The organism is Hydrogenophaga sp. (genome assembly GCF_019635465.1).
Classification (GTDB): Bacteria; Pseudomonadota; Gammaproteobacteria; order Burkholderiales; family Burkholderiaceae_C; genus Hydrogenophaga.
In genome coordinates, this window is the sequence record NZ_JAHBZK010000007.1 from 60,104 (window position 1) to 76,411 (window position 16,308).

General features: G+C 64.2%; 17 protein-coding genes. 3 read left to right on the forward strand and 14 right to left on the reverse strand.

The genetic code is table 11. The features are described 5' to 3' along the window. Window positions 1-22 precede the first annotated feature (22 nt). From clpB to KF871_RS07965, 9 genes are all read right to left on the reverse strand, one after another. Complete coding sequence (gene clpB, locus KF871_RS07925) at window positions 23-2,629, reverse strand: ATP-dependent chaperone ClpB (RefSeq protein WP_291140380.1); 2,607 nt, start codon at window positions 2,627-2,629, stop codon at window positions 23-25. 92 nt (window positions 2,630-2,721) lie between these two features. After that, window positions 2,722-3,477 (reverse strand): GNAT family N-acetyltransferase, encoded by a 756-nt coding sequence (locus KF871_RS07930; RefSeq protein WP_291140382.1) that lies wholly within the window; start codon window positions 3,475-3,477, stop codon window positions 2,722-2,724. Between the two features lie 21 nt (window positions 3,478-3,498). Further along, window positions 3,499-3,972 (reverse strand): molybdopterin synthase catalytic subunit MoaE, encoded by a 474-nt coding sequence (gene moaE, locus KF871_RS07935; protein WP_291140384.1) that lies wholly within the window; start codon window positions 3,970-3,972, stop codon window positions 3,499-3,501. Between the two features lie 3 nt (window positions 3,973-3,975). Next, a complete protein-coding gene (locus KF871_RS07940; RefSeq protein ID WP_291140386.1) occupies window positions 3,976-4,230 on the reverse strand; it encodes a MoaD/ThiS family protein in 255 nt (84 codons plus the stop codon). Next, window positions 4,227-5,510: a gephyrin-like molybdotransferase Glp gene (gene glp / locus KF871_RS07945; protein WP_291140388.1), complete on the reverse strand. Its 1,284-nt coding sequence runs from the start codon at window positions 5,508-5,510 to the stop codon at window positions 4,227-4,229. Before glp ends, KF871_RS07940 begins: the two co-directional genes overlap by 4 nt. Then, window positions 5,507-6,040 (reverse strand): molybdopterin-guanine dinucleotide biosynthesis protein B, encoded by a 534-nt coding sequence (gene mobB, locus KF871_RS07950; RefSeq protein ID WP_291140390.1) that lies wholly within the window; start codon window positions 6,038-6,040, stop codon window positions 5,507-5,509. Before mobB ends, glp begins: the two co-directional genes overlap by 4 nt. Before the next feature lie 14 nt (window positions 6,041-6,054). Then, complete coding sequence (gene thrC / locus KF871_RS07955) at window positions 6,055-7,491, reverse strand: threonine synthase (RefSeq protein ID WP_291140392.1); 1,437 nt, start codon at window positions 7,489-7,491, stop codon at window positions 6,055-6,057. Then, complete coding sequence (locus KF871_RS07960; protein WP_291140394.1) at window positions 7,491-8,813, reverse strand: homoserine dehydrogenase; 1,323 nt, start codon at window positions 8,811-8,813, stop codon at window positions 7,491-7,493. Before KF871_RS07960 ends, thrC begins: the two co-directional genes overlap by 1 nt. Before the next feature lie 24 nt (window positions 8,814-8,837). Then, on the reverse strand, window positions 8,838-10,064 hold the full coding sequence (locus tag KF871_RS07965) for a pyridoxal phosphate-dependent aminotransferase (RefSeq protein WP_291140396.1): 1,227 nt from the start codon (window positions 10,062-10,064) through the stop codon (window positions 8,838-8,840). Between the two features lie 116 nt (window positions 10,065-10,180). Here KF871_RS07965 and KF871_RS07970 point away from each other — a divergent pair, with 116 nt between their 5' ends. The 3 genes from KF871_RS07970 (at window position 10,181) to KF871_RS07980 (ending at window position 13,096) form a co-directional block, all read left to right on the forward strand. Then, the gene (locus KF871_RS07970; protein WP_291140398.1) at window positions 10,181-10,561 is read left to right on the forward strand and encodes an Mth938-like domain-containing protein; all 381 of its coding nucleotides are present in this window, start codon (window positions 10,181-10,183) and stop codon (window positions 10,559-10,561) included. 122 nt (window positions 10,562-10,683) lie between these two features. Next, window positions 10,684-11,160 (forward strand): peroxiredoxin, encoded by a 477-nt coding sequence (locus tag KF871_RS07975; RefSeq protein WP_291140400.1) that lies wholly within the window; start codon window positions 10,684-10,686, stop codon window positions 11,158-11,160. A 199-nt stretch (window positions 11,161-11,359) separates the two neighbouring features. Beyond that, on the forward strand, window positions 11,360-13,096 hold the full coding sequence (locus tag KF871_RS07980; protein ID WP_291140402.1) for a PhoH family protein: 1,737 nt from the start codon (window positions 11,360-11,362) through the stop codon (window positions 13,094-13,096). Window positions 13,097-13,176: 80 nt separating this feature from the next. Here the strand turns inward: KF871_RS07980 and dnaB are convergent, their stop codons facing one another. The 5 genes from dnaB to rpsF form a co-directional block, all read right to left on the reverse strand. Next, window positions 13,177-14,595, reverse strand: a complete 1,419-nt coding sequence (gene dnaB / locus KF871_RS07985; RefSeq protein WP_291140718.1) for a replicative DNA helicase — start codon at window positions 14,593-14,595, stop codon at window positions 13,177-13,179. A 157-nt stretch (window positions 14,596-14,752) separates the two neighbouring features. Next, window positions 14,753-15,205 carry a 50S ribosomal protein L9 gene (rplI, locus tag KF871_RS07990; protein WP_291140404.1) on the reverse strand — a complete coding sequence of 151 codons (453 nt, stop codon included), beginning with the start codon at window positions 15,203-15,205 and terminating at the stop codon, window positions 14,753-14,755. Between the two features lie 14 nt (window positions 15,206-15,219). Continuing rightward, window positions 15,220-15,501 (reverse strand): 30S ribosomal protein S18, encoded by a 282-nt coding sequence (gene rpsR / locus KF871_RS07995; protein WP_291140406.1) that lies wholly within the window; start codon window positions 15,499-15,501, stop codon window positions 15,220-15,222. Window positions 15,502-15,511: 10 nt separating this feature from the next. Further along, window positions 15,512-15,799, reverse strand: a complete 288-nt coding sequence (priB, locus tag KF871_RS08000; protein ID WP_291140408.1) for a primosomal replication protein N — start codon at window positions 15,797-15,799, stop codon at window positions 15,512-15,514. A gap of 30 nt (window positions 15,800-15,829) precedes the next feature. Next, on the reverse strand, window positions 15,830-16,201 hold the full coding sequence (gene rpsF, locus KF871_RS08005; protein ID WP_291140410.1) for a 30S ribosomal protein S6: 372 nt from the start codon (window positions 16,199-16,201) through the stop codon (window positions 15,830-15,832). Window positions 16,202-16,308: the final 107 nt, after the last annotated feature.

The following is a 16,308-nucleotide window of genomic DNA, read 5'->3' on the forward strand; positions in this document are numbered from 1 at the left end:
CACGCCGGGCCGGCCGCACCCGTCAAGCCATCGGCAAGGCTTCGCCGAACTCGAACACGCCTGGCTGGCGCACCGGATCGACGCCGACCGGAATGGCCGACTTGGGCGGATAACGCCCTTCCAGCAACAACTTGGACAGCGGGTTCTCGATGCGCTGCTGGATCGCGCGCTTGAGCGGGCGCGCGCCGAACACGGGGTCGAAGCCCACCTTGGCCAACTCACCCAGCGCGGCGGGAGAGACCTCGAGCTTGAGATCCATCTTCTGCAGCCGGGCCTGCAAGGCTTGCAGTTGAATGGCGGCAATGGCTTCGATGTTCTTCGCGTCGAGCGCGTGGAACACGACGGTCTCGTCGATGCGGTTGAGGAACTCGGGGCGGAAGTAGGTCTTGAGCTCGCCCCACACCGCCTCTTTGACCTCGTCGTAGGGCTGACCGACCATGGACTGGATCATGTGCGAGCCGATGTTGCTCGTCATCACGATCACCGTGTTCTTGAAGTCCACCGTGCGCCCCTGGCCATCGGTGAGACGCCCGTCGTCGAGCACCTGCAACAAGACGTTGAAGACGTCCGGGTGGGCCTTCTCAACCTCGTCGAGCAGCAGCACCGAATAGGGCTTGCGACGCACCGCTTCGGTGAGGTAGCCGCCCTCTTCGTAGCCCACGTAGCCCGGGGGCGCACCGATCAGGCGCGCGACCGAGTGCTTCTCCATGAACTCGCTCATGTCGATGCGCACCAGGTGGTCCTCGCTGTCGAACAGGAAACCGGCCAGCGCCTTGCACAGCTCGGTCTTGCCCACGCCGGTCGGGCCCAGGAACAGGAAGGAGCCGGTCGGGCGGTTGGGGTCGGACAGGCCCGAGCGCGAGCGGCGGATGGCGTTGGCCACCGCGCTGATCGCTTCGTCCTGGCCCACCACGCGCTGGTGCAGGCGGTCCTCCATTTGCAACAACTTGTCACGCTCGCCCTGCATGAGCTTGCTCACCGGGATGCCCGTGGCGCGCGCCACCACCTCGGCAATCTCTTCCGCGCCGACCTGGGTGCGCAACAGTTGCGGGCGCCCGCCTTCCTTCTTGCCGGTCTCGGCGGCCTGGGCGTCCTTGAGCTGCTTTTCCAGCTCGGGCAGCTTGCCGTATTGCAGCTCGGCCACCTTGTTGAAGTCGCCCTTGCGGGTGTGTTCTTCGATCTGGTGACGCAGCTTGTCGATGGCTTCCTTGACCTGGGCCGAGCCCTGGGCCTGCGCCTTCTCCGACTTCCAGATCTCTTCGAGGTCGGCCAGCTCGCGCTTGAGCTTGGCGATCTCGTCGTCGATGAGGCTCAGGCGCTTTTGCGAGGCCTCGTCGGTTTCCTTCTTGATGGCTTCGCGCTCGATCTGCAACTGGATCAGGCGCCGGTCGAGCCGGTCCATGACCTCGGGTTTGGAGTCGATCTCGATCTTGATCTTGGCCGCCGCTTCGTCGATCAGGTCGATCGCCTTGTCGGGCAGGAATCGGTCGGTGATATAGCGGTGGCTGAGTTCGGCCGCGGCCACGATGGCCGGGTCGGTGATTTCCACGCCATGGTGGACTTCGTACTTCTCCTGCAGGCCGCGCAGGATGGCGATGGTGGCCTCGACCGTGGGCTCGTCCACCAGAATTTTCTGGAAGCGGCGCTCCAGCGCGGCGTCCTTCTCGATGTACTTGCGGTATTCGTCCAGCGTGGTGGCGCCCACGCAGTGCAACTCGCCACGCGCCAGCGCCGGCTTGAGCATGTTGCCGGCGTCCATGGCGCCTTCGGCCTTGCCGGCACCCACCATGGTGTGCAACTCGTCAATGAAGACGATGGTCTGGCCTTCGTCCTTGGCCAGCTCGTTGAGCACGCTCTTCAAGCGCTCTTCGAATTCACCGCGGTACTTGGCGCCCGCCAGCAACGCCGCCATGTCGAGGCTGAGCACGCGTTTGCCCTTGAGGCTGTCGGGCACCTCGCCAGCCACGATGCGCTGGGCCAGGCCTTCGACGATGGCGGTCTTGCCCACGCCCGGCTCGCCAATGAGCACAGGGTTGTTCTTGCTGCGACGCTGCAGCACTTGAATGGCGCGGCGGATTTCGTCGTCGCGGCCAATCACCGGGTCGAGCTTGCCTGCACGGGCGCGCTCGGTGAGGTCCAGCGTGTACTTCTTGAGGGCCTCGCGCTGGCCTTCGGCTTCGGGGTTGTTCACGCTTTCGCCGCCGCGCACCGCGCTGATGGCGGCTTCCAGGCTCTTGCGCGACAGCCCGTTCTCGTTGGCAATGCGGCCAAGTTCGCCCTTGGCGTCGGCCACGGCGAGCAGGAAGAGCTCGCTGGCGACGTAGGCATCGCCGCGCTTGATGGCCTCTTTCTCGCTGGCCTGCAGCAGCCTGGCCAGCTCCTGCCCGACCTGCACCTGCTCCTGCCCTTGCACCTGGGGCAGGCGCTTTACCGCCGCCTCGCTGGCCTGGGTCAGGCCCGGCACGTTGACGCCGGCGCGCTGCAGGATGGACGAGGGCCCATCGGTCTGGCGCAGCATGGCCAGCAGCAGGTGAACGGGTTCGATGTAGGCGTGGTCGTTGCCCAGGGCCAGACTCTGGGCATCGCCGAGGGCTTCCTGGAACTTGGTGGTGAGTTTGTCGAGACGCATGGCAAGGGCTCGCTGAAAAAGTGGACTGCCGGTCACATGGCACCGACAGAGCCAATTTCAAGGCGCCGGCCCTACGCCGGCATTGACCGAGGTCAACGTCGCCAGTAGGCGTAGGGCCAGGCGAGCGAAAAGCCGGCGCGCCGGTACAGCGCCAGGGCCGGTGTGTTGTGTGCCGTGACCTGCAGGAAGACCCGCTCGATGCCGCGGCGCCGGGCTTCCCGCGCCATGGCGTTCAGCACGGCACCCGCCATGCCCCGGCCACGCTGGCTGGCTGCGGTGCGCATGCCGTGCACGCCCAGCCAGCCATGGCTGTAGCTGGCCGCGCCACACGCCAGTGTTTCGCCATGCTCCAGAAGGCTGGCGAACAGCGTGCCCTGGGCACGGGCCAGTGCGCGGGAGCGGCTGGCGCCGTCCACGGGGTCGAGCCCTTCGCCCAGGAACATGGTCATCCAGGCAGCGGTGGGCGCCTCGTCCAGATGCAGTTCCCGCCCGGGCACCAGCGCCTCGGGGATCGCGTGCAGCACGGTGGCGATGTCCCCGACCTGGGTCTGCGTCGGCAGCGCCCGGCGAAAGCCCCGCTCGCTCAAGGCCTGGAAGAAGGCGTCGAAGCTGGGCAGGTCGGGCAGGCGCCAGGCCGGTGTGAAGCCGCGCGATGCGTAGCGCGCAAGGATGTCGTCAATGGCACCGACATCGGGGGCGTCGTGGCGCAACGGCACCGCGCACTGCGCGCGCCCGACGGTGCCGTGGTCCATGGGCAGCAACCAGCCAGGCACGCCGTCATCGACGAACTCGGGCGACACCGCCTGCACGGTGGCGCGCTCCAGGCTGTCGACGTCGCGGGCGTCCATGCTCGTCTCTGCCAGCGGTCTTCAGGCGTTGCCCGCCTGGATGCCCCAGCGCTGCAGCGCCTGGTCGTCGCTCACGCGGGCGTCGACCCAACGCGCGCCTTCGGGTGTTTGCTCTTTCTTCCAGAACGGCGCCTGGGTCTTGAGGTAGTCCATCAGAAACTCACAGGCCTGAAAGGCCTGGCCACGGTGAGCGGAGCTGACGGCCACCAGCACGATCTGATCGAGTGGCTGCAAAGGGCCCACGCGGTGGATGACCCGGGCCCCCAGGATGTCGAAGCGCTGGAAGGCGGCGTCGATCATGGCCTCGATGGCCTTCTCGGTCATGCCGGGGTAGTGCTCGAGTTCCATGGCGCTGACCGACTGGCCGTCGTTGCGGTCGCGCACCGTGCCGATGAAGGTACAGACCGCGCCGACGCCCTTGTCCTGCAGGCGCAGCAAGGCCACTTCGGTGCTGAGGTCGAAGTCCGCGGTCTGGATGGCCACGCGCGCGGTCATCGCTCAGCCCCCGGTCACCGGCGGAAAGAACCCGACCTCGGCGCCGTCGGTGAGCGCGGCCGATTCTTCGGCCATGGTCTGGTTGAGCGACACACGCACCGCCCGGCCACGGGCGAGGGCCTCGGCATGGGCGCCACCACGGGCGATGAGCTCGTCGCGCAGCGCGCCCAGCGTGGGCGCCGTGGTGTGGATGCGCTCGGCACTGTTGCCAATGGCCTCGCGAATCGAGGCGAAGTAGCGCAACTGGATGGTGTTCATGAGAGCAGGTCCGCCAGGGCTATGAAGTGCACGACATCACCCGGCGCAATGGTGGTGCCGGCCGGGTTGTCGACCAAGCCGTCGGCCCAGGCCACCGAGGTCAGCACCCCCGAACTCTGGTTGGGAAACAGGTCGACGCCGCCCTGCGCGTTGCGGCGGGCACGCAAAAACTCGCGACGCTTGTCGGCGCGCGGCACCGCGAAGTCGGCACGCAAGCGCATGGCCGCGGGCAGGCGCAGCGCCGAGGGGTCGGCCACCCCCTGGAGTTGCAGCAGGAAGGGCCGCACCAGCAAGAGGAAGGTCACATAGCTGGACACCGGGTTACCGGGCAGGCCGATGAAATGGCAGCGCCCGGCTACGTCCGCGCCCGCACCTGCGTCTCGGCGAACGTGCCCATAGGCGAACGGTTTGCCCGGCTTCATGGCGATCTGCCACAGGGCCAGTTCACCCAGTTGTTGCACGGCGGGTTTGATGTGGTCCTCTTCGCCGACCGACACGCCACCACTGGTGAGGATGAGGTCGTGGTGATCGGCAGCGGTCTTGAGGGCCGCCAGCGTGGCCTCGCGGCGATCGGGCACGATGCCCAGATCGCTCACCTCGCAACCAAAGCGTTGCAGCAGGGCACGCAGAAAAAACCGGTTGGAGTTGTAGATGGCGCCGGGCGGCATGGCCTCGGGCGGCACCTCGCCGGGCATCACCAGCTCGTCGCCGGTGGAGAACAGGGCCACGCGGGGCCGGCGCGTCACGGTCAGGTGCGCCAGACCCAGGCTGGCCGCCAGGCCCAGCGCGGCTTCGTCAAGACGTACGCCGCGCGCCAGCACGACCGACCCGCGGGTGACGTCTTCGCCGGCACGCCGCACCCATTGGCCCGGCTGGGGAATGGCGTCGATGTGCACGGCGTGGAAATCGCCCCCCACCTCGCGCGTGTCCTCCTGCATCACCACCGCGTCGGCGCCCTCGGGCATGGGCGCGCCGGTGAAGATGCGGGCACAGGTGCCCGGGCGCAGCGGTTCACCGGCGTGCCCGGCCGGGATGCGCTGGCTCACCGGCAGCACGGTGCCGGCCTCGGGCAGATCGGCCACACGCACCGCGTACCCATCCATCGAGGAGTTGTCGCGGGGCGGCACCTGCAATGCGCTCACGAGGTCGGTGGCCAGCACCCTGCCCACGGCATCGAAGGTCGCCACCGATTCGGTGTCGGTCAGCGGCAGGGCATGGGAAAGCAACGCATGCAAGGCGTCGTCAAGCGCCATCAGCGGGGCGCGCACCGGAGCGGTCATGTCTCGTCGGGTCGGCTGTAGTGGAATCGGGTAGCATTGTCGACCAGCCAGCCCGCCACGTCATCGGGCAGATTCAAATCCAGCACCGGGCGTGCGGGCGCAACCGGCAGCGCTTGCGGCGAATCGGTGGCCACGGCCAGCACCTGGGCCTGCTCAGGGTAGATCACAGGCTGGCCACTGGCTTCGCGCCAGACCTCGATCTTGGGCAGGCTGCTGCGCTTGAAGCCTTCGACCAGCACCCAGTCCACGTCGGCACGCAGGTGGCCGAGCAAGGTGTGCACGTCGTGCTCCACTGGTGCGTCGAATTCATGCATCTGCACCAGCCGGCGCGGCGACGCCGCCAGGATTTCGACGGCGCCCGCCTCGCGGTGGCGCCAGGTGTCCTTGCCGGGGTGGTCGATGTCGAAAGTGTGGTGCGCGTGCTTGATGACCGACACCCGAAACCCGCGCAGTCGCAAGGCGGGAATGAGTTGCTCAACGAGGGTGGTCTTGCCCGATCCTGAGAAGCCCGCAAAGCCGACGACGTGCATCCCGCTGACCCGCCTCAGGCGCAATGCCCGGCGATGAACGCCTTGACCCGCTCGGCATCGGCGGCCATGACGGTGACCCGCTTGGGCAGCGATTCGATGCCCTCGTAGGCGGCGGGACGGCTTGGCTCTCGGCCCAGCGCTTCGACAATGGTCTCGGCGAACTTGATGGGCAACGCGGTCTCGAGCACCACCATCGGGACGGTCGGATCGCGGTGCGCCCAGGCCACCTTGACGCCATCGGCGGTGTGGGTATCGATCATCACGCCGTGACGATCGAACACTTCGCGGATGGTGGCCAGGCGATCAGCGTGCGTGCTCTTGCCACTGACGAAACCATAGCGGGTGGCAGCGTCGGCGAAGGCGGGGTCCTGCCCCAGATCGAACCGGCCCTGGCGCCCCAGCTCATCGGCGAACAGCGACTTGCAGCGCGCTCCGTCGCGCCCCACCAGATCGAACACAAAACGCTCGAAGTTGCTCGCCTTGGAAATGTCCATGGACGGGCTGGAAGTCTCGTGGGTGTCGGCGCTGCTGCGCACGCGGTACACGCCGGTTCGAAAGAACTCGTCGAGCACGTCGTTCTCGTTGGTGGCGACAACAAGGTGTGCAATGGGCAAACCCATCATGCGCGCCACATGGCCCGCACAAACGTTGCCGAAGTTGCCCGACGGCACGGTGAACGACACGCGTTCGGCGTTGGATGCCGTGGCCTGGAAGTAGCCCGCGAAGTAATAGACCACCTGTGCCAGCAGACGCGCCCAGTTGATCGAGTTGACGGTGCCGATGCGCCAGCGGCGCTTGAAGTCCAGGTCGTTGCTGACCGCCTTCACGATGTCCTGGCAGTCGTCGAAGACGCCTTCGATGGCGATGTTGTGGATGTTCGGGTCCTGCAGGCTGAACATCTGCGCCTGCTGGAAGGGGCTCATGCGGCCGTACGGGCTGAGCATGAACACGCGAACGCCGCGCTTGCCCTTCATGGCGTGTTCGGCCGCACTGCCAGTGTCGCCACTGGTGGCCCCCAGGATGTTGAGCTCCTCGCCACGGCGCGCCAGTTCGTACTCGAACAGATTGCCCAGCAGCTGCATGGCCATGTCCTTGAAGGCCAGCGTGGGGCCGTTGGACAAAGCCTCCAGGAAAAGGCCCTCGCCGAGTGGCTTGAGGGGCACGATGGGCGCGGTGCCGAACACAGCTTCGGTGTAGGTGCGCTCGCACAGCGAGCGCAGATCGTCGGCAGGAATGTCGTCGATGTACAGCGACAAAACCTCGAAGGCCAGCGCCGCATAGCCACCGGCCCGGCCGTTGCCATAGGTATCACGCAGCCGTTGCAACGCCTTTCCGTCGAGCTGCGGATACCTCTCTGGCAGGTACAAGCCGCCGTCGGGTGCGAGCCCCTCAAGCAGGATCTCGCAGAACCGCCTGCGATCCGGGTGACCGCGCGTGGACAGATACCGCATCAGTTGAGCTCTTCCTTGCGAATGCGCACGATGGGCGCCAGCACACTGGGCAAGGCCTGCAGCTGCGCCAGCACGTCGCTCATCGTGCCTTCCCGGGTGTCGTGCGTGAGGATGATCAGGTCGGTGCTGGTGGCGCCTTCGCCTCCCACTTCGTCGGCCTCGCGCTGAAGCACGGCATCAATGCTGATGCCCTGCCCGGCCAGCAGGCCCGTAACCTCGGCCAGAACCCCGGCCTGGTCCGCAACACGCAGGCGCAGGTAATAGCTGGTCACCACCTCGCTCATGGGCAACACCGGCAGGTCGCTCATGGCATCCGGCTGGAACGCCAGGTGGGGCACGCGGTGATGCGGGTCGGCGGTGTGCAGACGCGTCACGTCCACCAGATCGGCAATCACGGCGCTGGCTGTGGGCTCGCTGCCGGCGCCCTTGCCGTAGTACAGGGTGGTTCCGACCGCGTCACCCTGCACCACCACCGCGTTCATGGCGCCCTCGACGTTGGCAATCAGCCGCTTGGCAGGCACCAGGCTGGGGTGCACGCGCAGTTCGATGCCCTTGGGTGCACGCTTGGTGATACCCAGCAGCTTGATGCGGTAGCCGAGTTGTTCGGCATAGCGAATGTCGGTGGCCGAGAGCTTGGTGATGCCTTCCACGTAGGCCTTGTCGAACTGCACCGGAATGCCGAATGCGATCGCGCTCATGAGGGTTGCCTTGTGCGCCGCGTCCACACCTTCGATGTCGAAAGTGGGGTCGGCTTCGGCATAGCCCAGGCGCTGCGCCTCCTTGAGCACGACGTCGAAGTCATGTCCCTTGTCGCGCATCTCGCTGAGGATGAAGTTCGTCGTGCCGTTGATGATGCCGGCGATCCACTGGATGCTGTTGGCGGTCAACCCTTCGCGCAAGGCCTTGATGATGGGGATGCCACCTGCCACGGCCGCTTCGAAAGCCACCATCACGCCTCGCTGCGAAGCCGCAGCAAAGATCTCGGTTCCGTGCACCGCGAGCAAAGCCTTGTTGGCCGTGACCACATGTTTGCCAGCAGAGATGGCCGCCATCACCAGTGCCTTGGCAATACCGTAACCACCGATGAGTTCGATGACGATGTCGATGTCCGGGTTGGCAATGACCTCGCGTGCATCGCCGACCACGGCCACGCCTTCTCCCACGATCGACTTCGCCCGGGCAGTGTCGAGATCGGCCACCATGGTGATCTCGATGCCACGTCCCGCGCGGCGGCGAATTTCTTCCTGGTTGCGACGCAGCACTTCGAAGGTGCCGCTGCCCACGGTGCCGATGCCCAGCAGGCCAACTTGAATGGGTTTCATGGTCAATGACTAGGTTCGAAGTACTCAGGTGCCGTGGCGCTTTCGCCAGTGCTCAAGGAATCTGGCGACACGCCCAATGGCCTCTCGCAAGTCGTCCTCATGGGGCAGAAAGACGATCCGGAAGTGCTGGTTGTCGGGGTAGTTGAAGCCCGAGCCCTGCACCAGCATCACGCGTGTCTCTTGAAGCAACTCCAGAAACATCTGCTGATCGTCCTCGACCGGATACACCTTGGGGTCCAGCCTAGGGAACATGTAGAGCGCTGCCTGCGGCTTGACGCAGGTGACGCCCGGAATGGCCGTGATCAACTCGTAGGCGAGATCGCGCTGGCGGCGCAAGCGCCCTCCCTCATTGACCAGCTCATTGATGCTCTGGTAACCACCGAGAGCCGTCTGGATCGCCCACTGGCCGGGCACATTGGCACACAGGCGCATGTTCGAGAGCATGTTCAGGCCCTCGATGTAATCCTTGGCGGGTTTTTTGTCGCCGGTGACGATGAGCCAACCGGCGCGATAGCCACAGGAACGATAACTCTTGGACAAAGAATTGAAGGTGAGCGTGAGCACATCCTCTGACAGGCTGGCAATCGGCACATGTTTGACGCCGTCGTAGAGCACCTTGTCGTAGACCTCGTCGGCAAAGATCACGAGGTCGTGTTCTCGGGCAATGGCCACCAACTGCTGCAGCAACTCCGTCGGATACAACGCACCCGTGGGGTTGTTGGGGTTGATCACCACGATGCCCTTGGTGGCCGGCGTGATCTTGCGCCGGATGTCTTCGACATCGGGCAACCACCCCTTGGACTCATCGCACAGGTAGTGCACGGGTGTGCCGCCAGAGAGGCTCACCGCGGCGGTCCACAGCGGATAGTCTGGTGCGGGCAGCAACAGCTCGTCGCCATCGTTGAGCAGCGCGTTGGTTGCCATCACGATCAGCTCACTGGCCCCGTTGCCCAGGTAGATGTCGTCGAGGGTGACACCTTTGATGCCCTGGCGCTGGGTCTCATGCATCACCGCCTTGCGCGCCGCGAAGATGCCTTTGCTGTCCGAGTAGCCCGCCGAATTCGGCAGGTTGCGGATCATGTCCTGCTGGATTTCCTCGGGCGAATCAAAACCGAACACCGCCAGGTTGCCGATGTTGAGGCGAATGATCTTGTGCCCCTCCTCTTCCATCTGACGCGCCGCGTCCATGATGGGGCCGCGGATGTCATAACAAACGTTGGCTAGCTTGGCGGATTTCTGGATGGTCTTCAAAGTCCCTCCAAGGGGGCGGGTAAGGGTTTCGCAGGGCTACACTGACGGGGCTCCGGCCCTGAGCAAACCCGCAATTTGACCACAGTTCATCGCCCTCGCTGGCGCACAGCGCCCCCATGAAACTCCATGCCGACACCCCCCACAACCTGGCCATTACGTCGTTGGGAGACGGCTGGATTGCCATCAACGGGGAACGCCATACCAGCAGCGTCGTCCTCAGTGCGTCTCGCGGCCTGAGAAGCTGGCAGTGCAGTGAATTCGGGAATCTGGCGGTCGAGCACTTTGCCGAGTTGCTTGACGAACCTGACGCGCTGCCCGAACTGGTCATCTTCGGTAGCGGCGCAAGACTTCGCTTTGTCGCGCCGGCTTTGCTTCGCACCTTGATCGCCCGAGGCATTGGCGTCGAGACCATGGACACCGCGGCCGCTTGCCGCACCTACAACATCCTGGTGGGGGAAGGAAGGCGGGTGACGGCCGCTTTGCTGATAGAGGCATGACCCGAGCGATGGGCGCGGGTACGCAATAGGCGTTAAAATAACGGGCTGCTGCCCGAATGCCATTGCATGGCGTGCTGGTAGCCAACGCTACACCATCAACTCACTTCAGGGGTCTCCACAGCATGGCCGTCGTTGTCAACAAACCTATCCCCGAATTCGAATCCGTGGCCACCAGCGGGGTGAAGGTCAGCCACCAGAGCCATCTCGGTCAGACCCTGGTTCTTTACTTTTATCCCAAGGACAACACCCCCGGTTGCACAACCGAGGCCATGCAGTTCCGCGACAAGTACAAGGATTTTGTGAAGGCGGGCGCCGAAGTCTTCGGGGTTTCGCGCGACAACATGAAGTCGCACGACGATTTCAAGGCCAAGCTTGAACTTCCCTTCGAACTCATCGCCGACACCGAAGAGAAGATGTGCCACATGTTCGGTGTGGTCAAGAACAAGATCATGTACGGCAAGAAGGTGAAGGGCATTGAACGCAGCACCTTTCTGATCGGCCCTGACGGTGTGCTTCGCCAGGAATGGCGCGGACTCAAAGTCCCCGGTCACGTCGAAGAAGTCCTCAAGGCCGTCAAGTCCCTCAAGAAGGCAGCCTGAACTCGGTTGCTGCATTGCAGCGACAGTTGCGTCGAAGGCACTGGCGGCGTCACGCGCCAAGTGCATAATGGGCCGCATGTCTTCGGGCATTCTTCCTGCTTCTGATCGTTCTCCGTTGCCTCGCTGCCCGCAAAGCCGCCCGGTTCGCCCGGCGGCTTTTTGTTTTTTTGAGTCCGCGCACTGACCGCCATCACCACACATGCCACTGCCCCCCGCCCCGACCAAACGCGCCGCATTGCTTGCCCCCGACGCCTACGCAATCAAAGCCTCCGACACCCCCATCGAAGAACTGAATGAGCGATCTGACGGATTGAACATCCTTCAGTTGGAGGAGCCGGCAGAGGTCAAGCCCAAAGCGGCGCCCCCCAAAGCCAAGGCCCGAAAGCGGGCAGCACCGACCCTCGAGGCCCGACCCGAATCGCGGACCAACCCCACTTCGCCTCCTGCTACGCAGAAATCGAGCGCCACCAAACCGGACAGCGCACCTGTTCGACAAGCCGTACCTGCTGTGGCCCGGCGACGCGCTGGCGGACCAACGAAAGGCGGTCCTGCGAGGCTGTTCGTGCTGGATACCAACGTGCTGCTGCACGACCCCATGAGCCTCTTCCGCTTTGAGGAGCACGACATCTATTTGCCGATGATCGTGCTGGAGGAGCTCGACGGTCACAAAAAGGGCATGACCGAGGTGGCTCGCAACGGGCGCCAGACCAGCCGAAATCTGGACATGCTGGCTGCGCAGACCGGCGGCGACATGGCGAAAGGCCTCAAGCTGTCGGCGACGGGCCACCAGTCGGCGCGTGGCCTGCTCTTCTTTCAAACCGAGCCACTGACCAACGAGCTGCCAGCCAGCCTGCCACAAGGCAAGGCCGACAACCAGATCCTCGGGGTTGTGGCCGGCCTGCGGCATCGTTTTCCAGAGCGCGAAGTGATTCTGGTGTCCAAGGACATCAACATGCGTGTCAAGGCACGCGCACTCGGCCTGCCTGCGGAGGACTACGAAAACGACAAGACGCTCGACGATGGCGAACTCCTGTACCCCGGCTCGCTGGCGCTGCCGCAGGATTTCTGGACGCGCCAGAGCAAGACCATCGAGAGCTGGCAGAGCGGGAGCCACACCTTCTACCGGGTCAGTGGCCCGGCGGTGAGTCAGTTCTACATCAACCAGTTCGTGTACTTCGAGGCCCCAGGCGAGCCTTCCCTTTACGCGCGCGTGATCGAGATCCGGGACAAGACCGCAGTCCTCAAGACGCTCAAGGACTACACGCACCTCAAGAATGCTGTCTGGGGCGTGACCAGCCGAAATCGGGAGCAGAACTTCGCACTGAACCTGCTGATGGATCCCGAAATCGATTTCGTGACCCTGGCCGGCACCGCGGGTACCGGCAAGACCCTGATGGCGCTCGCCTCGGGACTGACGCAGGTGCTAGACGATCGTCGCTACACCGAAATCATCATGACCCGCGCCACCGTCAGTGTGGGCGAGGACATCGGCTTCCTGCCTGGTACCGAGGAAGAAAAGATGGGCCCCTGGATGGGCGCACTCGACGACAACCTCGAGTTCCTCGCGAAGGGCGATGGCGGCAATGCCGGCGAGTGGGGCCGCGCGGCAACCAATGAACTCATCCGCAGTCGCATCAAGGTCAAAAGCATGAACTTCATGCGCGGTCGCACCTTCATGAACAAGTACGTCATCATTGACGAGGCTCAGAACCTGACACCCAAGCAGATGAAGACATTGATCACCCGCGCCGGTCCTGGCACGAAGATGATCTGCATGGGCAACCTCGCCCAGATCGACACGCCCTACCTGACCGAGGGCTCGTCGGGCCTGACCTACGCGGTGGACCGCTTCAAGGGCTGGCCCCACGGTGGGCACATCACCCTGGCGCGTGGCGAACGCTCACGACTGGCGGACTTTGCCTCCGAGGTTCTCTAGGTCGCTCAGGCACTGCCCAACAAAAAGGCGCACAACGGTGCGCCTTTTTTCTGCCCGGTAGACACCTTGCCTACGCCAAGTCAGAAGTCGCCGCCGCCGGCGAGCGACTCGAATCGCGTCAGCATGTTCAGGAAGGCCAGTTTGACCGTACCGGTCGGGCCGTTACGTTGCTTGCCGATGATGATCTCGGCGACGCCCGGCTCCTTGCACGCATCTTTGGAGTAGTACTCGTCGCGGTAGATGAACATGATGATGTCCGCGTCCTGCTCGATGGCGCCCGATTCCCGAAGGTCACTCATCATGGGGCGCTTGTCTGTGCGCTGCTCCACCGAACGGTTGAGCTGCGACAGCGCAATGACCGGACACTGCAGCTCTTTGGCCAGCATCTTCAAACCACGGGAAATTTCGCCCAGTTCTGTCGCACGGTTCTCGCCGTCACTGCTGCTGCCACTCATGAGCTGCAGATAGTCAACGACGATGAGTCCAAGCTTGCCGCACTGGCGAGCAAGACGCCTCGCGTTGGCGCGCAGCTCGCTCGGGGTCAATCCTGGTGTTTCGTCGATGTGCAGCGACACATTGCGCAGACGTTCGATCGCCTCGGTCAGCCGCGGCCACTCCTCATCGGTCAACTTTCCGGTGCGCAGGTGGCCCTGGTTGATGCGCCCGATAGAGCCGACGATACGCACGGCCAACTGGGCCGCACCCATTTCCATCGAGAACACGGCCACCGGTAGACCTTCGTTCAAGGCCACATGCTCGGCGATGTTGATCGCAAAGGCGGTCTTGCCCATGGACGGTCGCGCAGCGAGCACCACGAGGTCGCCAGGCTGCAGGCCAGCCGTCATCCGGTCAAGATCGATGAAGCCTGTTGGCACACCCGTGATGTCGTTCGGGTTGTCGGCCATCTCCTGCACCCGGTCGAGCAGGTCGACCACCAGCCGATCCATCGACTGGAAGCCCTCCTTCATGCGCGAGCCTTCCTCGCCGATGTGGAAGATCTTCTGCTCCGCCTCATCCAGGATCTTGGCGACCGCCTTGCCCTGCGGGTTGAAGGCCGCCGTTGCGATCTCATCACTGGCCGCGACCAGCTTGCGCAACACCGCCCGTTCGCGAACGATCTCCGCGTAGCGACGGATGTTCGCCGCGCTCGGCACATATTGAGCCAGCGAGTTGAGGTAGGCCAGGCCGCCCACTTCGTCGGCTTTGCCCAGGTTCTGCAAGTGCTCGAACACGGTCACCACGTCAGCCGGCTTGGCGGCATTGACGAGGGCGGCAATGGCCGAGTACGTCAGGCGGTGCTCGTAGCGGTAGAAGTCGGAATCGTTGACGAGGTCCGCGACCCGGTCCCAGGCACCGTTGTCGAGCAGCAGCCCGCCCAGCACGCTGGATTCGGCCTCGATCGAATGCGGGGGAACACGCAGCTGGGCGATCTGACGGTCACCCGCCTCGTCAACGCCCGCACCGAGGTCGGGAAAGGGGTCTGAAAATGCAGTGGACATTCGGCGTCGAGGCAAAACAGCATGGTAAGCATGCACAACGCGGGTGACCAGTGGATACCCTGTGCGCAACCCGTGGACAGACTGTGAGCAGCCCGACGGCACGGAAAAGAAAAAAGCCGCTGCCTCGCGACAGCGGCTTTCATTGGGCTGAAGCCGATCAGGCGGTTTCGCCGAGCACCGCAACCGCCACGTCAACCGTGACGTCGGTGTGCAGATGCACTTGCACCGTGTAGTCGCCAACGTTCTTCAGCAGGCCGTTGGGCATGCGAACCTGGGCCTTGGCAACGGTGAAGCCCTGCTTGGCCAGCTCCTCTGCCACATCGTTGTTGGTGACGGAGCCAAACAGGCGACCGTCAACGCCAGCCTTCTGCGTGAGCTTCAGGCTCACTGCAGCCAGCTTCTCACCCAGCGCCTGGGCCTCGGCCAGCTTGGCGGCAGCGGCCTTTTCCAGCTCGGCGCGGCGCGCTTCGAATTCGGCCACGGCGGTCTGAGTCGCGCGACGGGCACGGCCCGTGGGGATCAGGAAGTTGCGGGCGTAGCCGTCTTTGACCTTGACCACGTCGCCCAGGGCGCCGAGGTTGATCACTTTGTCGAGAAGAATCACTTGCATGTCGGGCTCCTCAATCAGACGCGGTGCTGATCGCTGTACGGCAGCATGGCCAGGAAGCGCGCACGCTTGATGGCGGTGGTGACCTGGCGCTGGTAAATGGCGCGGGTACCGGTCAGGCGTGCCGGAATGATCTTGCCGTTCTCGGCGATGAAATCGCGCAGGGTGTCGATGTCCTTGTAGTCGACTTCCTCGACCTTGGCGACGGTGAAGCGGCAGAAACGCTTGCGCTTGAACAGCAGCGATTGCGTGTTGCGCTTGGGGCGCTTGTCTTTGCCGAAACGCTTGGGTGCAGCCATGATGAATGTCCTATGTCTTGCGGTATGTCTGGATGTGGAACACCACGCCCTTGCCGTTGCGTGCGTTCGCCAGGAATCCGTCAAAGTCACCGGCTTCGTTCAAGGCCTGCTTCTGCAGGGCTTCGGCGAGTGCGCCAAAGGCTGCGGCCTTGAGTTGGAGCTTGACTGTGCGGGGTGTATCCAGTTCGGTTTGCTGCGACTCGTGCTCAAGCACGAGATTGAGTACCGGTATGCCGGCTGGCGTGTAACGCAGGTTCTGCACCTGCACCACCACCGCCTGCAACTGAAGACGATTCACCTGATTCCCGCGAACCTCACGCACATGGCGTCAGGCGGATTGCTCCTGCGACTGTTGCTGGGCCTTGCGGGCCTCTTCGCGCTCGACCGTCTTCATCATGGACGAAGCACCGGTGTCGGCCTTCTTGCGCTGCACGCTCAGGTGGCGCAGCACGGCGTCGTTGAAGCGGAAGGCATGCTCCAGCTCATTCATCACGGCCTGATCGGCCTCGATGTTGACGCACAGGTAGTGGGCTTTGGACAGCTTGTTGATCTGGTATGCCAGTTGACGGCGACCCCAGTCTTCAACGCGGTGGATCTTGCCGCCGCCGGCGGTGATCATGCCCTTGTAGCGTTCCAGCATGGCCGGAACCTGCTCGCTCTGATCCGGATGGATCAGCAAAACGATCTCATAGTGACGCATGGACTCTCCTTGTGGATGACCCCGGCCGGCCGTTGCAAACACGGCCGGGGAGGATGACAGCTGCCCCCAGGCGTCAGCAGGGGTGCAGCAAGGCAAGCCCGCGATTA